This is a genomic window from Brenneria nigrifluens DSM 30175 = ATCC 13028 (assembly GCF_005484965.1).
Classification (GTDB): Bacteria; Pseudomonadota; Gammaproteobacteria; order Enterobacterales; family Enterobacteriaceae; genus Brenneria; species Brenneria nigrifluens.
Genome location: NZ_CP034036.1, coordinates 33,579 through 51,305, shown reverse-complemented (window position 1 = coordinate 51,305; position 17,727 = coordinate 33,579). Strand labels below are relative to the sequence as shown.

Annotated in this window: 17 protein-coding genes; 9 read left to right on the top strand and 8 right to left on the bottom strand. The window is 58.9% G+C overall.

Going from position 1 to position 17,727, the window contains the following annotated elements; all coding sequences use genetic code 11:
* Positions 1 to 170 precede the first annotated feature (170 nt).
* The 3 genes from EH206_RS00230 to EH206_RS00220 all read right to left on the bottom strand — a co-directional run bounded on the left by EH206_RS00230 (position 171) and on the right by EH206_RS00220 (position 1,276).
* Positions 171 to 476, bottom strand: a complete 306-nt coding sequence (locus tag EH206_RS00230; protein WP_009110831.1) for a hypothetical protein — start codon at positions 474 to 476, stop codon at positions 171 to 173.
* Complete coding sequence (locus EH206_RS00225) at positions 464 to 727, bottom strand: CopG family ribbon-helix-helix protein (RefSeq protein ID WP_009110830.1); 264 nt, start codon at positions 725 to 727, stop codon at positions 464 to 466. The genes EH206_RS00230 and EH206_RS00225 overlap by 13 nt, the downstream gene beginning before the upstream one ends.
* Before the next feature lie 237 nt (positions 728 to 964).
* Positions 965 to 1,276: a hypothetical protein gene (locus EH206_RS00220; protein ID WP_009110829.1), complete on the bottom strand. Its 312-nt coding sequence runs from the start codon at positions 1,274 to 1,276 to the stop codon at positions 965 to 967.
* A gap of 388 nt (positions 1,277 to 1,664) precedes the next feature.
* Here EH206_RS00220 and EH206_RS00215 point away from each other — a divergent pair, with 388 nt between their 5' ends.
* Positions 1,665 to 3,278, top strand: coding sequence for an ABC transporter substrate-binding protein (locus EH206_RS00215; RefSeq protein ID WP_009110828.1), 1,614 nt, complete (start codon positions 1,665 to 1,667; stop codon positions 3,276 to 3,278).
* Between the two features lie 58 nt (positions 3,279 to 3,336).
* On the opposite strand, the gene EH206_RS00210 is transcribed toward EH206_RS00215, so the two are convergent.
* The gene (locus EH206_RS00210; protein WP_009110827.1) at positions 3,337 to 4,032 is read right to left on the bottom strand and encodes a GntR family transcriptional regulator; all 696 of its coding nucleotides are present in this window, start codon (positions 4,030 to 4,032) and stop codon (positions 3,337 to 3,339) included.
* A gap of 196 nt (positions 4,033 to 4,228) precedes the next feature.
* Between EH206_RS00210 and EH206_RS00205 the strand changes: the two genes are divergently transcribed.
* Genes EH206_RS00205 through EH206_RS00180 form a run of 6 tightly spaced genes read left to right on the top strand, consistent with a single transcriptional unit; the run spans position 4,229 to position 9,650 of the window.
* Positions 4,229 to 4,816, top strand: a complete 588-nt coding sequence (locus tag EH206_RS00205) for a peroxidase-related enzyme (RefSeq protein WP_009110826.1) — start codon at positions 4,229 to 4,231, stop codon at positions 4,814 to 4,816.
* A 1-nt stretch (position 4,817) separates the two neighbouring features.
* Positions 4,818 to 6,023: a MalY/PatB family protein gene (locus EH206_RS00200; protein ID WP_009110825.1), complete on the top strand. Its 1,206-nt coding sequence runs from the start codon at positions 4,818 to 4,820 to the stop codon at positions 6,021 to 6,023.
* 22 nt (positions 6,024 to 6,045) lie between these two features.
* The gene (locus EH206_RS00195) at positions 6,046 to 6,783 is read left to right on the top strand and encodes an aspartate/glutamate racemase family protein (RefSeq protein ID WP_009110824.1); all 738 of its coding nucleotides are present in this window, start codon (positions 6,046 to 6,048) and stop codon (positions 6,781 to 6,783) included.
* A gap of 53 nt (positions 6,784 to 6,836) precedes the next feature.
* Complete coding sequence (locus EH206_RS00190; protein WP_009110823.1) at positions 6,837 to 7,955, top strand: NAD(P)/FAD-dependent oxidoreductase; 1,119 nt, start codon at positions 6,837 to 6,839, stop codon at positions 7,953 to 7,955.
* Complete coding sequence (locus EH206_RS00185; protein WP_009110822.1) at positions 7,915 to 8,223, top strand: (2Fe-2S)-binding protein; 309 nt, start codon at positions 7,915 to 7,917, stop codon at positions 8,221 to 8,223. The genes EH206_RS00190 and EH206_RS00185 overlap by 41 nt, the downstream gene beginning before the upstream one ends.
* On the top strand, positions 8,220 to 9,650 hold the full coding sequence (locus tag EH206_RS00180; protein ID WP_009110821.1) for an FAD/NAD(P)-dependent oxidoreductase: 1,431 nt from the start codon (positions 8,220 to 8,222) through the stop codon (positions 9,648 to 9,650). Before EH206_RS00185 ends, EH206_RS00180 begins: the two co-directional genes overlap by 4 nt.
* Here the strand turns inward: EH206_RS00180 and EH206_RS00175 are convergent.
* Positions 9,613 to 10,932, bottom strand: a complete 1,320-nt coding sequence (locus EH206_RS00175) for a YidR family protein (RefSeq protein ID WP_009110820.1) — start codon at positions 10,930 to 10,932, stop codon at positions 9,613 to 9,615. The genes EH206_RS00180 and EH206_RS00175 overlap by 38 nt on opposite strands.
* Before the next feature lie 237 nt (positions 10,933 to 11,169).
* On the opposite strand from EH206_RS00175, the gene bhsA reads away from it, so the two are divergent.
* The gene (gene bhsA / locus EH206_RS00170; protein WP_009110819.1) at positions 11,170 to 11,430 is read left to right on the top strand and encodes a multiple stress resistance protein BhsA; all 261 of its coding nucleotides are present in this window, start codon (positions 11,170 to 11,172) and stop codon (positions 11,428 to 11,430) included.
* 712 nt (positions 11,431 to 12,142) lie between these two features.
* On the opposite strand, the gene EH206_RS00165 is transcribed toward bhsA, so the two are convergent.
* The 3 genes from EH206_RS00165 to EH206_RS00155 are packed head-to-tail and all read right to left on the bottom strand — an operon-like array spanning position 12,143 to position 15,106.
* The gene (locus EH206_RS00165) at positions 12,143 to 12,487 is read right to left on the bottom strand and encodes a metal-sensitive transcriptional regulator (RefSeq protein WP_009110818.1); all 345 of its coding nucleotides are present in this window, start codon (positions 12,485 to 12,487) and stop codon (positions 12,143 to 12,145) included.
* Positions 12,471 to 12,683: a cation transporter gene (locus EH206_RS00160; protein ID WP_009110817.1), complete on the bottom strand. Its 213-nt coding sequence runs from the start codon at positions 12,681 to 12,683 to the stop codon at positions 12,471 to 12,473. The genes EH206_RS00165 and EH206_RS00160 overlap by 17 nt, the downstream gene beginning before the upstream one ends.
* A gap of 35 nt (positions 12,684 to 12,718) precedes the next feature.
* Positions 12,719 to 15,106, bottom strand: a complete 2,388-nt coding sequence (locus EH206_RS00155) for a heavy metal translocating P-type ATPase (RefSeq protein WP_009110816.1) — start codon at positions 15,104 to 15,106, stop codon at positions 12,719 to 12,721.
* Positions 15,107 to 15,476: 370 nt separating this feature from the next.
* On the opposite strand from EH206_RS00155, the gene EH206_RS00150 reads away from it, so the two are divergent.
* The gene (locus tag EH206_RS00150; protein WP_009110815.1) at positions 15,477 to 17,708 is read left to right on the top strand and encodes a TonB-dependent siderophore receptor; all 2,232 of its coding nucleotides are present in this window, start codon (positions 15,477 to 15,479) and stop codon (positions 17,706 to 17,708) included.
* Positions 17,709 to 17,727: the final 19 nt, after the last annotated feature.

Genomic DNA, 17,727 nt, shown 5'->3' with positions numbered 1-17,727 from the left:
AACCAATCAATTTTAAGTTATTCCCTGTCAAAGTTTGGGTGTGTGCTGTTTACGCAGCTTCTTGCTGATTGATACTGATTTTGTCATGTGGACCTCTTCTGGTAATGAGTTTACTCACTTAGTTGCGTGTCCATATATGCTGGGTAGGATCATGTTTTAACGGTTGGGATTCAGTAATAATCATTTTCCTTTTGGTGCTTAAAACCGACTGCAATATAGCGTCCCAGAGCATCAATGAAATAACAGTATTCATAGCCCGAATCACCATAAGGTATAATCACTTCGTATAAAAAATCATCTTCCTCTTCTTCATCAGAGATGAAACCAGTACCCAGCCCTTTTTCAAGGTTGTCCAGACTGTCAGCGATGGCGTTTTTAACATCGTTAATGACGTAGCCTGCGGAATTATTTTCGAGGAAGGCCAGACAGCGATTAATACCTTGCCGAGCCTTTTCCGTAACGATCACTTGTGGCATTCAGGAAGATCCCCGCTTTTGCCACTCCGCAGAAAATCAACGACTTCTTTACCCGTTAAATGATTGCCTGTGTTGAGGTAATTTGCATAGGAAGACTGTGCCTGCTGGCGTAAATGTTCTTTCTGTTCTTCTGTATCAACATAGGAAACAATAGCTTGCTTCATCAGATAGTGTTTTGTTCTCTTGCGCTTAGCCGCCAAGCGTGCAAGCCTTTCCTCAAGTTGGGTATCAAGTTTTACGGAGACTGCCATGTTAACCCCACAGTGTCATTCTAGGTAATAAAAAGTAATACCTTTTATTACTCTGTTTTGGGTAAAAAGTCAAATAGGCTCAGATCACGCAGCGGCTAACAGGTTTCTCTATTTATGCTTCCGGCAATTTGATGCGTTATCCCTTCTGCGCAAACTCAAACGGCCTAACCATCCCTTCACGGTTAGCATCCAGAAAATCAGCCCACCATTGCAGCATTAGGCGATACTCACTTATATTTACAACTGCTGTATAGCCTGAACGTCATGCTGAAAAACGTAAGGATCAGACAAAAGGCAAAATTTATCATCTTCAGGGTAGGTAACGGCGATATGATAATCCTCACCAGCAAAAGCTTTAACTGCATCAATATCAGTCCAGTAAGTTGCAAGGAAAAAATGCTCCCACTGTCCTTGTGTGACCCGTTTAACAAACGCCCCCTGATTACCTTTGATGCCTTGCGAATGCTTGACTCCCGTTAACTGAAGATGAGTTGCGAAGCCTTCTGCGTGCTTCTGTGGCACACATCCATGCCATGTTCTTACTATCATTGCCGACTCCAGTCATAGTAAAGCCAATAAATTAGCCGAGTGAATCAATAACAGGAATAGATTATCACTGTTTCTACTATAGATCTGGCTAACCTCCATTCACATAATGCACGTCCAATCATCCATCAAATCCACACGTTTAGGCTATAGCGTTCCACACTGATAAGCGGCTTCTTGCCGGCCGTCGCCGCGAGGCCGGCATCCATTTGCGGTTTATGAGAATCCTTATCCCATAAAGTTTATACAATATAAAATATATATTTGTTAGGTTGAATCCTGTTCGTAAACACACCAACGACAACGATACCCAACGCAACCGGCATTGCCCGCCTGCCAGGCCGCAACGCCATGATGCCAAGGGACAGAACGATATTTATCAGGGGGTTTTATGTCATGGTTCAATCGGATGTCTCTCTGGGGACGATACACGTTGCTGGCTTTAAGCCTGGCGACGGCGCATTTTCAGGCGGCAGCGGCAACAACGCCGCAACGGGGCGGTACGCTCACGCTGATATTATCCAGCGAACCGTCCACGCTGGTGTCGTTGGCCACGGTGGCGCAGCCGGCGATCGCCGTCAGCGGCAAAGTCAGCGAAGGATTGCTGACCTATGACTACGATCTCAACCCGCTGCCGCAGCTGGCCACCTCCTGGGAGATCAGTCCCGACGGAAAAAGGTACACCTTTCATTTGCGCGAAGGGGTGAAGTGGCATGACGGCCAGGATTTCACCTCGGCGGACGTCGCTTACTCCATCCAGCTACTGAAAAAAGTGCATCCGCGCGCCAGCAGCACCTTCGCCAACGTCGCGGACATCAAAACCCCCGATCCGCTAACCGCGGTATTCGAGCTTTCCCATCCGGCGCCCTATTTGCTCAGGGCGTTCGCCGCCGGGGAAACCCCCATCATTCCCAAACATCTTTATGACAAAGCGGGCGCCGATGCGCTGAAAAGCGCCAATAACAACGCCCCCGTCGGTACCGGTCCGTACGTGTTCAGCGAATGGGTGCGCGGCAGCCATATCGTCTACAAACGGAATCCAAACTACTGGGATAACCCGAAACCCTATATCGACCAGCTGATTGTCAAATTCTCGCCGGATGCGGTGGTGCGTTCGGTGGCGCTGGAAACGGGCGAAGCCGATATCGCCTACCGTACTCCGGTGGCGCTGAGCGATATCAAACGGCTGAAAGAAGCAGGCAAGCTGGGCTTTGAAACCAAAGGGAACAACTACTCTTACAGCGTGGCGGCGCTGCAATTCAATCTGGACGACCCACACTTTAAGGAGCTCAAGGTACGGCAGGCGTTTTCACACGCGATAGATCGCGACGCCCTGCTGCGGGTGGCCTATTTCGGTCATGGCGTGGTCACCGCGTCCCCTATCGCGCCGGGACTGAAAACCTTCCACGATCCGGCGCCGTCGCCTTATCCGTTCGATATCGACGAGGCCAATCGCCTGCTGGATGAAGCGGGTTACCCGCGCGGGGCGGACGGCGTGCGTTTCCGCATTACCCTCGACTACAACACCTATGACGACGCTTTCCGTCGCATCGCCGACTTTACCCGCTCGTCATTGGCGAAAATCGGCGTGGCGGCGACATTGCGCTCGGCGGATATTTCAACCCATACCAAACGGGTATATACCGATCGTGATTTCTCATTGTCGATCAACATGTTCGCCAACCTGTACGACCCGACGGTAGGCGTGCAGCGGCTTTACTGGTCGAAAAACTTCCGCATCGGGCTGCCTTTCTCCAATGCCTCTCACTACCATAACCCGGAGGTGGACAGACTGCTGGAAGCGGCGCAGACCGAAAACGACCCGGCGACGCGCGTCGCCCAATTTAAGCAATTTCAGCACATCGTCATGCGCGACGCGCCGGATATCAACCTGCTGTCGCCGCTGTTCATCACCATTTACAACCCGCGCGTGCACGATCACTCGCTGACGGCCGACGGTATCGAAGGGAATCTGTCCGGCGTGTGGGTGGAGCCGAAACGCTGAGAAACGCCGCCCGGATCGGCTTAGGGAACAGGGCCGATCCGGGCAGGATTAAAACCGGCTATTCGCGCAGCGAGAAACGGGCGCCGTTGAGATGCTGCGACAACAGCGCCGCGCAGCGTTCGCCGTCCTGCTCGATAATCGCCCGCAGGATCTCGCCGTGCTCTTCGGCCACCACCTGCCAGTCGCCGCGGCGATGGTTTAGCTGGTTGCCTTTAAAGCGGGTGCGGTAAAGACGGGCATTAAGATTGGCGTGCACTTCCACCAGCGCCTCATTGTGCGAAGCGCGCACCAGCGCCAGATGAAAGGCCTGATTGGCGTGGAAATAGCGCAGCGATTCGCCGGCCTCGAACGCCGCCATCAGCGCCTGCTCATGCTGTTGCAGCACCTTGATATCGGCCGTCGTGGCGTGCTGCGCCGCCAGCCGTCCCGCCAGTTTTTCCATTTCGGTGTACACCACCAGCATGTTTTCCACTTCCCGCCCATCGAGCGACGCCACCACCACCCGCTTGTTGGGCTTCATATCCACCAAACGCTGGGCGGCGAGCATTTTCAGGGCCTCGCGCAGCGGCGTTTGGGAGATTTGCAGGGTTTCGCAAATCGATTGCACATTGATGGGATCCCCCGGTTTCAGAATGTCCTGAATAATCAGATCCCGCACATAGTCCGCCACCTGATCGGTAAGCGGACGACGGTCCACGGTTGTCGCAGGAAGCGTGACTGCGCCATCCCGCTGTGAGTCATTTATCTGTGCCATAGCGCCCTCAATGCGACCAGCATTCCAGTCTCCCGACGCCGTTGACCGCCGCCGGAAAAGCCACGCCGCATATGCAATAAATGGGAATGGATAGCTGATAAAGTTTATACAATATAAAATATATATTTGTTAATTTGACAGCAACTTAGCCAACGCCTGCTGGCTTGTCAACGTCAAAAAACAGAAGGAATTTCCCATGAGCAAGCCCGGCAACAAAAAACCGGTTTCTCTTTCATGGCTTAAACTGGCGGAAGCACCGTTAACGGGCGAAGTCCTGGAAATTATCGAGCGCACGGCGGCCAACGTCGGTCATCGCCGCAACACCCAGCTGATTCTGGCACATAATCCCCCCCTGCTGATTGCGCAGGATGCGCTCAGCAGAGCGTTGAATCAACCGCAAGAGAGCGGGCTGACGCCGCGGGAAAGGGAATTGATCGCGGTGGTGGTCAGCGTGGAGAATCGCTGCGCGCCCTGCGTATTCGCCCATTCCGCGACGTTACGCCAAATCAGCGGCGACCCGGTATGGGTCGGCCAGGTCGAGGTCAACTATCGCCATGCGCCGCTCACCGTCCGCGAACGGGCATTGGCCGATTATGCCCGGCAAATCACCCAGGCTCCGCAGGATATCGAACCCGCCCATCTGGATGCATTACGCCAGGCGGGGCTGAGCGAACGCGATATTCTCGACGCCGCCGCCATCGCCAGCTATTTCAATTACAGCAACCGCCTGAATAGCGCGCTTGGCGTTAAGCCCAATACCGAAGCCTATCTGGACGCCCGCTGAGATGAGCGCGCCGTTCGACTCGCGCCTGGCTCAGCAATTCGCCGAGCAGAATATCCTGTCGCTCGACGCCCTGCGCCGCCGGCAGAGCATGAAATGGCAACACTACGCGCTCGACGTTCTGCCCGCCTGGGTGGCGGAAATGGATTTCGCTCCGGCCCCGGCCATTACCGATGTGCTGCGCCACTGGTATCAGGATCAGGATACGGGATATCCCTACCGGCAGCGCGGCCGTGCCGAACATGCGCTGGCCCGCGCTTTCAGCCGCTATACGCAGCGGGATTTCGCCTGGGAAACCGATGCGGAAAACGTCCTGGCGGTGAATGAACTGGTGCAGGCGGTTTACCTGCTGATACAGGCGTTCAGCCGGCCCGGCGACGGCATACTGTTGCAGACGCCGACCTACCCGCCCTTTTATCAGGCCGTCGAGGAAACCGGCCGCCGCCTGCAGGCCAGCCCGCTGGTGGATAACGGGCAGGGTTACGAAATCGATTTCGCCCATCTGGAACGGCAGATCGACGCCGACACGCGCATTCTGCTGCTGTGCAATCCGCATAACCCCACGGGGCGCGCCCTGCGCCGCGATGAGCTGGAAAAGCTGGCGGCCCTGGCGGAAGCCTATAATCTGCTGGTGATCGCCGATGAAATCCACGCCGACCTGGTGTTGCCGGGCCGGCGGCATATTCCGTTCGGTTCGCTGCGCCCGGCGCTGGCGGCCCGCACCGTGACCCTTAACTCCGCCAGCAAAAGCTTTAATATCGCCGGACTACGCTGCGGCCTGATGTACTTTGGCGACGGCGCGCTTAAACAGCGCTTCACCCGGCAGATCCCCGCCAAAACGCTGGGCTACCCTTCCGGCGTCGGCATCGACGCCACCATGGCGGCCTGGGATCGCGGACAACCCTGGCTGACCGGGCTGCGTCACTACCTGTTTGAACGCCGCGAACAGGTGGTTACCACCCTGCGGCAGGCGCTTCCCGCGGTACGGGTCCACGCGCCGCAGGCCACCTATTTCGCCTGGCTCGACCTCGGCGCGCTATCGCTACCCGCGCCGGCGGGCAGCCACTATCTGCAACACGCCAGGCTGGCGCTCAGCGGCGGAGAAAACTTTATCCCGGGCGGAGAAGCGTTCGTCAGGCTCAACTTCGCCACCTCGCAGCAGATTTTGCAGCAGATACTGGAATCGCTGATCGGCGCATCGCCGCACTGATACCCGCACCAGAGAGATTACAATGAGTCATCATACCCGTCATAGCAGCGCCGCCCCGGCCACCGTGGGGATCCTGATGGTAAAAACGCATTTCCGCCGTTACCTCGGCGATATCGGCAATGCGGATACCTGGTCCTTTCCGGTACGCTACCGCGTGGTGGAAGAAGCCATTCCCCAGCGGATGGGGCACCTCCAGCAGCACGATCTGCTGGAGCCGTTTAAACGCGCCGCCCAATCGCTGATTGACGAGGGCGTTGACGGCTTGACCACCAGCTGCGGCTATCTCTCCTATTACCAACAGGAGCTGGCCGCCTGGTCGCCGGTGCCGCTCGTCACCAGCAGCCTGCTGCAATACCCGCTGGTACAGCGATTATTGCCCGCGGGCAAGCAGCCGTTGATTCTGACGTTTGACGACAGCACGCTGCGGGGCGATTATCTGGCCAGGGTCGGTATCGATCCGCAGGCCGCCGTCGCCGGCATGCCGCCGGACTCGGAATTCGTCCGTTCCATCCGTTCGGGGGATGACGGCGTGCCCTACGCGGTTTTGGAGCGCGAGGTGTTGCGCGCCGCCGAGCAGGCGCTGGCGCGCTTTCCCGATAGCGGCGCGCTGGTGCTGGAATGCACCAACCTGGCGCCGTTTAGCGCCTCGTTGCATGCGCATCTCGGCCTGCCGGTATTCGATACCGTAACATTGGTGAACTGGTTTCAGGCGGCGCTACGGCCCCGCCGCTACGACGGCGGTGAAAAATGGTGCCTGTGATCATACCGGGCGAGCGGACTATCCGCCGCTCGCCACAGGAATAACGGTCAGCTATGAATCAGCGCTATGACGTTGTGGTTATCGGCGGCGGCATTGTGGGTCACGCCATCGCCTACGGCCTGAGCCAGAAAAAGATCAGCGTGGCCGTTTGCGACGGCGGCGACGGCGACTTCCGGGCGTCGCGCGGCAATTTCGGACTGGTCTGGGTGCAGGGTAAAGGATTGACCTGCCCGCCGTATAATGAATTGTCCCGCCTTGCCTCCGCGCAATGGCAGGATTTCGCCCAGGGTCTGCAAACGAAAACCGGCATCGACTGCGGTTTTCGCCGTCCCGGCGGTTTAAACATTTGTCTTACCCCTGATGCGCTGGCGCAGGCCGAACGGGCCATGCGGCAGTTACAGCAGGGCAGCCCGCGCTTCAGCTATCAGGTCTGGAACGCGGCGACCTTGCGCCGGCGCGTCCCGGCCATTGCGCCGCAGGTGGCCGGCGCCATCTATTCGCCCCATGACGGCCACGCCAACCCGCTGCTGACGCTGCGCGCCTTGTCGCAGGCGTTTGTACAGGCGGGCGGACGCTATTTCCCGGCCGCGCCGGTCAGCGAGATCCAGCGCGATGCCGCCGGCTTTATCCTTCACACCTCGCGCGGCGACTTACGCGCCGCGCGGGTGGTGCTGGCCGCCGGGCTGGAGAATACCCGGCTGGGGGCGCAGGTGGGATTAACCATCCCGATAGAACCGGTGCGCGGACAGGTGATGGTCACCGAACGCCTGGCGCCGCTGATTGACTATCCCAGCAATATGCTGCGCCAGACCCAGGAAGGCACGGTAATGATCGGCGACTCCCATGAACATGTGGGGCTGAACAACGACACCCGGCCGGAGATCCTGCGCGGTATGGCGCGGCGGGCGCTGACGGCCTTTCCGGCGCTGGCCGACGCGCGCATCGTCCGCACCTGGGGGGCGCTGCGTATTATGACGCCCGACGGCCTGCCGGTTTACGATACCTCCGCCAGCCATCCCGGCGCGTTTGCCGTCACCTGCCACAGCGGCGTCACGCTGGCCGCGTTGCACAGCACTATCCTGCCGGGGTGGATCCTCGGCGGGAAACTTGATCATCTTTTTGAGGCATTCAATGTCCAGCGATTTGCACTTTCACCCCTTGCCGTCGGCTAACCCCCGCTCGGTCACCATCTGGGTTAACGGCAACGCCCTGCTGGCCTGCCCGGACTGGACCATCGCCGCGGCGCTGCTGGCCAACGGCTTTACCGCCTGCCGCACCACCGCCATTGACGACCAGCCGCGCGGTCCTTTCTGTATGATGGGCAGCTGTTTCGAATGCCGGGTCACGGTGGACGACGTGCCGCACGTTCAGGCCTGCATGACGCAGGTACGCGCCGGTATGCGCATCGCGTTTACGCACGGCGCAAGGGCGGTGCAATGAACGGCCGCGACAACGCCCACCATGACGCGCCAGGCAACGTCGTTGACCTGCTGATCGTCGGCGCCGGCCCCGCGGGGTTGAAAGCGGCGCAGGAAGCCAGCCAGGCCGGGCTTTCCGTCTGGCTGGCGGATGAAAACCCCCTGCCCGGCGGACAAATTTACCGTAACGTCACCCGCTCGCCCGTCGGCAACGCGGAGGCGATTTTCGGCGCGGAGTACGCCGCCGGCCGCCGGCTGGCCGCCGCGGCCTCCTCCCCGAATATTCGCTATCTACCCAATACGCTGGTCTGGCAAATTACGCCGGAAAAACAGGCGTTCCTGCTGGAAAAAGGCGCCGTCACCCGCAATCATCAGATTCAGGCGCGCTTTATTTTGCTGGCCGTCGGCGCGCAGGAGCGCACCTTTCCGATGCCGGGCTGGACGCTGCCGGGCGCCATGACCGTGGGCGCGGCGCAGTTGCTGATGAAATCCGCCGGATTGCTGCCGCCGTCGCCCAGCGTGCTGGTGGGCAACGGCCCGCTGCTGTTGCTGTTCGCCGCCCAGGTGATACGCGCCGGAGGGCGGATTCAGGCCATTCTGGACACCACCGCGCCGCGCCACTATCTCAACGCGCTACCGCTGCTGCCCGCTGCGCTGCGCCACACGCCCGGCTATCTGTATAAAGGCTGGCGCTTGCTGCGGGAAATAAAACGCGCCGGCATTCCCTATTTTTCCGGCGTCGATAATCTGGCGATTGAAGGCGACAAGCAGGTCAGCGCCGTGCGCTTCACCCGGCGCGGGAAAACGCGCCGGCTGGCGACCCCTGCGGTGCTGACGCATATTGGCGTCACGCCCGCCGTCCAACTGGCCAATGCGCTGGGTTGTCGCCTGCAGTGGGATAATCGGCAGCAGTACTGGTTTCCGGAACTGGATGAGTGGCGGCGCGCCAGCCTGCCGGGGGTGTACATCGCCGGCGACGCCGGCGGCATCGTCGGCGCGGAGACCTCCGAACTGAGCGGACATATCGCCGCGCTGGACATACTGCGCGCAGCGGGCGTCATCACTCTTCAGGAGCGGGATAAAACGGCGGGCCCTTTGTTGGCGACGCTGCGCAACCAGCTGGCGATCCGGCCGTTTCTCGCCGCCCTCTACCCGGTGCCGGCGGCCGCTTACCAGCCGGAGGACAGCGTGACGATTTGCCGCTGCGAGCAGGTCAGCGCCGGCGAGATCCGCGCGGCGGCCAAAATAGGCTGCGGCGGCGCCAACCAGCTTAAGGCGTTTACCCGTTGCGGCATGGGCCCCTGTCAGGGGCGGATGTGCGGGCAGAACGCGGCACGGCTGCTGGCCGACGCCCAGGGAAGCGCGATGGCGGAGGTGGGCTACCAGCGCGCCCGCTTTCCCCTGAAACCGATCACCCTTGCCGAGCTGGCGCAGAGCGGCGAGGAGTGAGCGCGTCCGCCGCCACGATAAAGATCTGATTGAACCCGTCGATTTCACGCATATAGGCGATACGCCGGCCGTCCGGTGAAAATACCACCGCATCGGCGCTGGGCGCCCGCTCGGTGCGGGCGGTCAGGCGCACCAACTCCCCGCTGGCGGCATCGCACAGCATAATGCTGTTATCGGCGACAAACGCCAGCGAACCGCCCTGCGGGTGCCAGTTAAACGCGGACTGCACGCCGTATTCAGCGCGGGTAACCTGCCGGGGCTCGCCGCCGTTGGGGGAGACGGTCCACAGTTGCACCACGCCCGCGTCGTCTTTCATCAGAAAGGCAATCTCGCTGCCGTCCGGCGATGTACGCAACCAGTGACGGGGCTGACTCACCAGCCCGGGATAACGACGATGATGGGTAAACGTCAACCGGCGCTGCCGTACGCCAAAGGGAGGCGCGGGCATGGCGGTCGGCGTGCCCGCCAGCGGCGCGTCGCCCTCCCGCGCGTAATCGGCCAGCCGTTCCGGCAGATCGACAATAAACGCTTCCGGCACTTTCTCGCCGGCGGACGAGAGCGTATCGCCAATAAAAGCCAGCGCCCAGCGTTGCCGCGCGCCGTCACGCCGCCGATACCCGGCCGCGCCCACCCAGCCCTCTTCATAAGCGCGGTTAATATCGTCGCTGCCGGGCCGGGGATGCGGCGTGGTGCGGCTGACCAGCACGCAATAGTGGCTGCCGTCATACTCGCGCGCATGCCGTTTGGCGACGGACACCGACCGTAGCGGCACCCCCACCCCCACATTGCGTAAATCCAGCGAGGGCTGGGACTCATGCAGCACATGATCGTTATAGGTAAAACTTAGTCGGCTGGCGTCCGGGCTGAACACATGAACGTGCGAACCACCGCGCAGCGCCCCCGCCTGGTAGGGCGGCGTAATGGAGAAAGCATCCAGCGTCGTCGCGCGGTCGCGCCGGCTGTCGCTGACAATCACCCCGCGCCGGTGATGGAAATCATATTGCCAGCGGTCGTCCGGATTTTCCGGCCCATGGATAAACGCATAGCGTAGCGGCTCCACCGGGCTACAGGTGGCGACGCCCACCTTCGCTCCATCCCTGGCCCGATAAATAACCTCGCTTTCCCGGGTATGGACGTTGACCCGCTCAATAGTCAAGCCAGTGAATGAAGATCCATAAGGACGAACATCATAGATCAACCAATTTCCATCACATGACCAGATATTAATATTGGTAAGTTGATGACCAGCAGCATTAAACGTCAGTTGAAATTCATTACCCAAAGAAATCACCACAGTCAGGCAATATATGTCAGTATATTGTAAATAAAATTCAGATTTATGTATAACTCATTGTTTTAATAACATAAAAAATAAATATACCCCATAAAATCTCATTCAAAAAAACAGAACAAGTACATCAATAACATCCGTTTTCCAACTCATTATCATTGGCGTAACATCTTCTCTACCGAAAGGCGACAACCTTTCTCTTTATCACTCATAACAGGATAAGACATTATGAAAAACGTAAAAACCATCGCCGCCGCCATCGTACTGGCTACCGTTTCTTTTGGCGCTTCCGCTGCTGAACAGATCTCCGCCCAGCAGGCCCAACAGCATCAGAAACTGGGCGTTATCTCGGTAACGGGCGCCAGAGACCTTAGCTCTCTGCAATCGCAACTGGCGGAAAAGGCGGAAAAAGCCGGAGCGCAAGCTTATACCATCACCTCCGCAACCGGTAATGACCTGCTGCGCGGTACGGCGGTAATCTACAACTAATAATAATGACCTGCATCATTATTACCCTCTTCCGGCTTGTCTCCTCATCAGGACAAGCCGGTTTTTTTATGGCGGGCGTCCTGCCCGCCCCCCTTCGGGCTGAGGAATCCCCAGAAATCAGGGTAAGGAATGTCTGTAAGCGCAGTGAGGGTTTCGTGCGCACTAACCTCAGTCGATTTCTGCCACCGTTGCAGCACGCGCCCGACACGGGGCGGCTCAATCGCCGCCGCCCCGTGGCCCCAGGCTTTTCGCGAAATCGCGTCGCTACGCGATGCCTTCGGCGTTCGTGACCGCTGGTCGGGCCGCCATTGACGCGCTCCCGGCGCGGCACTGGCTTTCGCGGCGTCCCAGCCGCTCACCCGGCGGTCACGCCCACCTCAGCGCGATTTTTTACGCGAAGGAAAACCTTTAAAAAACAGCATCCTGTTATCTAAGATGATTTATCAAACAATACTTAATTATTTTCTGGGGATCCCTCAGCCCTTCGGGCCGCCGCTAGCGGCGTTGAAAATCGCTCCCGACGATTTTTTATGGCGGGCGTCCTGCCCGGCACTGGCATGCGGGGTCGCCCACCTCAGCGTAATTTCTTACGCTATGGGGTGAACGGCTTAAACAGTGAATTTGTATTTAATATCAGCAGGCTAAATATCAAGGCAGCGCATAAATCCGAGGGAGGATATTAGCAGGGATAGCATGCCGGGGCTTCACGCCCTCAGCGCATACGCTGGATCACCTGCAATAATTCGGCAATCGCTTCCTCGCCGCCATCTTCCAGCACGGCCTTGCGCACGCAGCCGTTGGTATGGTCGGCAAGCAATTGGTTCGCCACCGCGTTCAGCGCGGAACGCGCAGCGGAAATCTGGTTGAGGATGTCGACGCAATAACGATCCTGCTCAATCATCTGCGCAATGCCGTTAACCTGGCCGTTAATGCGGCTCAGCCGGTTCAGCAGCGCCTTTTTACGCGGCTGAACCACCCGGCGCTCATCACGCGCGTCGACATTATTCGCCGCCTCGTCGGAGGCGGCGCAAAACTCGCACTTACGCGACGACGTCAAAGCCGAGACCTTCGACGGTGTCGCGGAAGACGTCCGGATTGGCTTTTTCTGTCTCATCGTACTCCACGTTGACCAGACCGGTTTCCAGCGTGACTTCCACACCCTGAACACCATTAAGCGCGCCTAACGCATTCTTGACCTTACTGGCGCAACCGCCGCAGGCCATCCCTTGGACGTTGATTGTAGCATAGGACATAAAGTACTCTCCATTTCGCATTGTACGGGCCGGGCTCAGTCACGCCGCGTCGGCTTCCAGTAACGTAGCAACAGTGAATTGCTCAACACGGAAATCGAGCTGAGCGCCATAGCAGTACCGGCAATAACCGGATTGAGTAACGACAACGCCGCCAGAGGAATACCCAGCACATTGTAGAAAAAAGCAAAAAACAGGTTCTGTTTGACCTTGCGCAGCGTGGCGCGCGACAGGCTGACGGCGTCAATCAGGCTGCTTAGCCGGTTGCTCATCAACACCACGTCCGCCGTATCCAGGGCGATGTCCGAACCGGCGCCGATGGCGAAGCCAATGTCCGCCGCCGCCAGCGCGGGCGAATCGTTGATGCCGTCCCCGACCATGCCGACGCAACGCCCGGTGGCCCGTATGCGCTCGATTTCCGCCGCCTTATGTTCCGGCAATACCTGGGCGATAAACCGCCGGATTCCCAGCTGCGCGGCAATAGCCGCGGCGACGCGCGGGTTGTCCCCCGTCAGCATCACCACCTCGATCCCTTGCGCCTGCAAAGCGCGCACCGCGTCGCGCGAGTCTTCCCGCAGGCGATCCTCCAGGCCGATATACCCCAGCAGCCGCAGGCCGGTCGCCACGGCAATCACCGTTTTGCCCTGCGCTTCCAGCGCGGCGATGCGCTGATTATCGACGGCGACGCCCCGTTCGGCCAGAAATGCCGGCGAGCCCAGCAGCCACTCATCCTCTCCCACTTCGGCTCTGACACCCCGGCCGATAACGGCTTGAAAGGCGCTTACCGCCGCCGCCTCCACGCCCGCCGCGCGGGCATAATGCGCCAGCGCCCGTCCTAACGGATGTTCCGAATGCTGCTCCAGAGAAAGCGCCACCTGGAGCAGCGCCGACTCGGTTACCCCTTCTTGCGGCAGTACATCGCTCACCGCCGGTTTTCCTTCGGTTACCGTCCCGGTTTTATCAACAACCAGAACCTGCAGGCGCTGGACCTGTTCCAGCGCATTGGCGTTGCGGAAAAGAATCCCCGAACGCGCGCCCTGCCCGGTCCCCACCATAATCGCCGTAGGCGTCGCCAGCCCCAAGGCGCAAGGGCAGGCGATGACCAGTACGGCGACGGCGCTCACCAGGCTGGCGGCGAACTCGCCGCTGATAAGCCAGTGCGCCAGCCACGTCAGCAGCGCAATGCCGACCACCGTCGGTACAAACACCGCGGAAATCTTATCCGCCAGGCGTTGTACCGCCGCTTTTGAACCCTGCGCGTCCTCCACCATGCGAATAATGCGGGCAAGCGCCGTATTGCTTCCCACGCCGGTCGCCCTGACGCGCAGTACGCCGTTTTGATTCAGGGTCGCCGCATACACATCGGCGCCCACGCCTTTAACCACCGGGACGCTCTCTCCGGTCAGCATGGATTCGTTCACCTCGGACAGTCCGTCAAGGATCACCCCGTCCACCGGGATGCTCTCCCCCGGCCGCACCACAAAAACGTCATCGGTGCGCAGAGCAGCCACATCGCGATCCTCCAGCACGCCGTTGCTCTCCACATGGGCGATGGGCGGCTGCAGATTCAATAGCCCTTCTATCGCCGCGCCGGTTTTCGCTTTCGCCCGCCCCTCCAGCAGCTTGCCCAGTAAAACCAGGGTGATAATCGCCGCGCTGGCCTCAAAATAGAGGTGGCCGTGCGCGTCGGTCAGCAGCGTAAAGACGCTGAAAAGGTAGGCGACGCTGGTTCCCAGGGTGACCAGCACATCCATGTTCGACGAGCCGTTGCGCAATGCGCTCCAGGCGCGGCGATAGAAATGACGGCCGCTCCAGAACTGGACCGGCGTGGCCAGCAGCCATTGCAGCCCGCCGGGCAGCATATGCCCCTGCCCCCAGAACATGGCCGCCATTTCAATCATCAAAGGCAGCGTCAATACGGCGGCGATCAGGAATTCTCGCCGTTCGCGGCGCCACGTCTTTTCACGCCGTTCGCGCTCGGCGCCGCGTCGCCCTTCATCAATTACCTGCGCCAGATAACCGCCGCGTTCAATCAGACGCACTATCCGCTCCGGATTGATCAGGCCCGGAACGTAGCGCACCACGGCGCGTCCGCTGGCAAACCGCACCGTGGCGTGCACGCCCTCCAACGCATTAAGTTCTGCCTCGATACGCTGCGCGCAACTTTCGCCGCTCAGGCCGGTTAACTCCAGCGTCAGGTTTTGCTCCACCACCTCGAATCCCAGCTTCTGTATCGCCGCCACCACCTCATGCGAGGTGCTGGTTTGCGGTTGCAAACGGACTCTGGCGCGCTCGCTGGCGAAATTAACGTTGGCTTCCACGCCCTGCAGGCGGTTGAGGACGCGTTCGATGCGTGCGGCGCAGGCCGCGCAAGACATACCGCCTATCGGCAGATGAAAAGAGAGGGTCTCGCTCTTGTTGGTCATGGTGTTGTTATCCTTCGGCTCCCGGTAAAAAGACCGTCCTTTATCGGTCTTGTCGGCTGCCGATAAAATACCCCTGCTGCTAAAAATTTTATACCCCACATGGGTATTATTATCAGAATTCGATATAACAAATTTAGATATGTTTTATTTTCAATAAGATAAATACTCTCATTACAAAATTGATAAAAATATATCCAAAAAAATCATTTTTAATACTGCGCCATCCTTTCTAGCATCAGATCGATTTTCATATACCCCCATGGGGTTTATAAGATAACAAAAATGGCAAATATGTTCATGCGATATGAACAAAAATCAATACAACCAATTGATTATAAAATATTACTCACGCAGACAAGGGATGAAAATAATGACATTCTCCGCCATACGCCATAACAGGCGATCGAAAACGTTCCGGCTGAGCACGACGGCGATGCTGGTATCCGGCCTGCTGTTCGGCGCCGAAACCGCCTTTTCCGCCACCGTCTCCTCAACTGATACCCCCTCCGAGGAAGGCAATAACGCCGTTGCGCTTAAAGGCATCACGGTCTGGGGACAGGCGCCGACCGAAGACACCGCCTCCTATACCGCGCAGGACGTCACCGTGGCCAGCAAGCTGCCGACGGCGCTGAAAGACATCCCGCAGTCGGTCTCCGTCGTCACCCGCCAGCGCATCGAAGATCAGAACCTCACCACGCTGGACGATGCGCTGCAGCAGGTCACCGGCGTTACCGTCACGCGGAACAATACCAGCACCAGCCAATTCCGTTCCCGCGGATTTCATTTGAATGCTTCCATCGACGGCGTTCCCGTCTACAGCGCCCTGGGCGGCTCGGAACAGTTCGACCTGGGCATCTACGACCGGGTGGAGGTGCTGCGCGGTCCGGCGGCGCTGCTGAGCGGCAGCGGCGAACCCGGCGGCAGCGTGAACGTCGTCACCAAGAAACCGCGCGACCATTTCGCCCTCAGCGGCGCCCTGAGCGCGGGCAGTTGGGACAACTACCGCAGCGAGCTCGACGTCACCGGACCGCTGAACGACAGCGGTACCCTGCGCGCCCGCGCGGTGGGTATCTGGCAGGATCGCGACTTCTTCTACGACAAGACCCACCAGGAGAAAAAGGTATTCTACGGCGTGGTGGAGTACGATCTGACGCCGGACACCACCCTGTCGCTGACCTTCACCGATCAGATCGACAACATTGATGCACTCTCTTACGGCCTGCCATCCTATGACGGTAAAAAGAACTACGCGCTGCTGGACGTATCGCGCTCGCTCAACACCGCCCCTGAGTGGGCCTACTTCAATACCCACACTCAGGAGTACGTCGCGGGGTTGGAGCAGCGCTTCAACAACGGTTGGACGCTGACCGGCAAATTCCGCTATCTGAACAAGGATACCCCATATAGCGACATTTCTCCCCGCGGCGTAGGCGTCGATCCGGATACCAATACGCTGTCTTATTCATGGGTGCGGAAATACGATTACGAGTATCACCGCCATGCGCTGGATCTGTACGCCGGCGGCCCCTTCTCACTGTTCGGGCGCGAACATCAGGCGCTGATCGGCTACAACTATGACGATTATCAGGAACAGTACACGGGTGGCAGAACCTGGGGCGCATTGGCATCGCAACCCGGCATCAGTCTGTTCGATTCATCCGCGGTACAGCAATACGATGTGGTGGCGACACAGGGGAAACGCACCCGCACCATACAGAACGGTTTCTACGGCCAGACTCGGCTGAAAGTGCTCGACTCGTTCACCTGGGTGGTCGGCGGGCGCGTCAGCAATTTCAGCGTCAAAGAGCGCGACATTTATCCCGCCGAACCCACAACGTGGAAAAAGACACTGTCGGAAAGCGGCGAGTTTACGCCTTACACCGGCTTGATCTACGAGCTAACGCCGCAGATCTCCGTCTACGGCAGCTATTCCGAAATCTTTGCTCCCAACGACGAAAAGAATGCGCAGGGTACGACGCTGGATCCGCGCAAGGGAGAACAGTATGAAGTCGGGGTCAAGGGTAGCTTCTACGACGGCGCGCTAAACGCCTCGCTGGCGCTGTTCCGTGTTGAGGAAGTCAACCGGGCGCTATCAGATCCGAACTACCCCGACGGCAACGACAACGGCGAGAGCGTCTACATCGCCGGCGGCAAGGCCAGAAGCGAAGGGGTAGAGGCCGAAATCAGCGGCAGTCCGCTGCCGGGCTGGGACATCACCGCAGGCTATGCTTTCCTGACCTCACGCTATCTGGACGGCACCGAGACCGAAGCCTACAGTCTGGACGAACCCAAGCACAGCTTCAAGCTGTGGAGCCATTACCGCGTGCAGAGCGGTGCGCTGGACGGCCTTGGCCTCGGTGCCGGACTCTATGCCGTCAGCCACTACAGCGGGGACAGAACAAATGGCGACGATCGCGTACAGGGAGGCTACGCGCTGGTAAATGCGACCGTCAGCTACCCTATCAACAAAAATTTCACCGTGTCGCTCAACGCGGAGAACCTGACCGACCGCAAATACTATGAGAGCATCGGCACCCGGGGCACCTACAACATATACGGCGCTCCGCGTAATTTCACACTCTCATTGCGTGCGAAATTCTGACCCCGTTGATATGAGGAAA

Excerpts from the sequence above, each read along its gene's own strand:
- EH206_RS00230 (WP_009110831.1), bottom strand. The coding sequence starts at position 476 with ATGCCACAAGTGATCGTTACGGAAAAGGCTCGGCAAGGTATTAATCGC.
- EH206_RS00225 (WP_009110830.1), bottom strand. The coding sequence starts at position 727 with ATGGCAGTCTCCGTAAAACTTGATACCCAACTTGAGGAAAGGCTTGCA.
- EH206_RS00220 (WP_009110829.1), bottom strand. The coding sequence starts at position 1,276 with ATGATAGTAAGAACATGGCATGGATGTGTGCCACAGAAGCACGCAGAA.
- EH206_RS00215 (WP_009110828.1), top strand. The coding sequence starts at position 1,665 with ATGTCATGGTTCAATCGGATGTCTCTCTGGGGACGATACACGTTGCTG.
- EH206_RS00210 (WP_009110827.1), bottom strand. The coding sequence starts at position 4,032 with ATGGCACAGATAAATGACTCACAGCGGGATGGCGCAGTCACGCTTCCT.
- EH206_RS00205 (WP_009110826.1), top strand. The coding sequence starts at position 4,229 with ATGAGCAAGCCCGGCAACAAAAAACCGGTTTCTCTTTCATGGCTTAAA.
- EH206_RS00200 (WP_009110825.1), top strand. The coding sequence starts at position 4,818 with ATGAGCGCGCCGTTCGACTCGCGCCTGGCTCAGCAATTCGCCGAGCAG.
- EH206_RS00195 (WP_009110824.1), top strand. The coding sequence starts at position 6,046 with ATGAGTCATCATACCCGTCATAGCAGCGCCGCCCCGGCCACCGTGGGG.
- EH206_RS00190 (WP_009110823.1), top strand. The coding sequence starts at position 6,837 with ATGAATCAGCGCTATGACGTTGTGGTTATCGGCGGCGGCATTGTGGGT.
- EH206_RS00185 (WP_009110822.1), top strand. The coding sequence starts at position 7,915 with ATGTCCAGCGATTTGCACTTTCACCCCTTGCCGTCGGCTAACCCCCGC.
- EH206_RS00180 (WP_009110821.1), top strand. The coding sequence starts at position 8,220 with ATGAACGGCCGCGACAACGCCCACCATGACGCGCCAGGCAACGTCGTT.
- bhsA (WP_009110819.1), top strand. The coding sequence starts at position 11,170 with ATGAAAAACGTAAAAACCATCGCCGCCGCCATCGTACTGGCTACCGTT.
- EH206_RS00160 (WP_009110817.1), bottom strand. The coding sequence starts at position 12,683 with ATGTCCTATGCTACAATCAACGTCCAAGGGATGGCCTGCGGCGGTTGC.
- EH206_RS00155 (WP_009110816.1), bottom strand. The coding sequence starts at position 15,106 with ATGACCAACAAGAGCGAGACCCTCTCTTTTCATCTGCCGATAGGCGGT.
- EH206_RS00150 (WP_009110815.1), top strand. The coding sequence starts at position 15,477 with ATGACATTCTCCGCCATACGCCATAACAGGCGATCGAAAACGTTCCGG.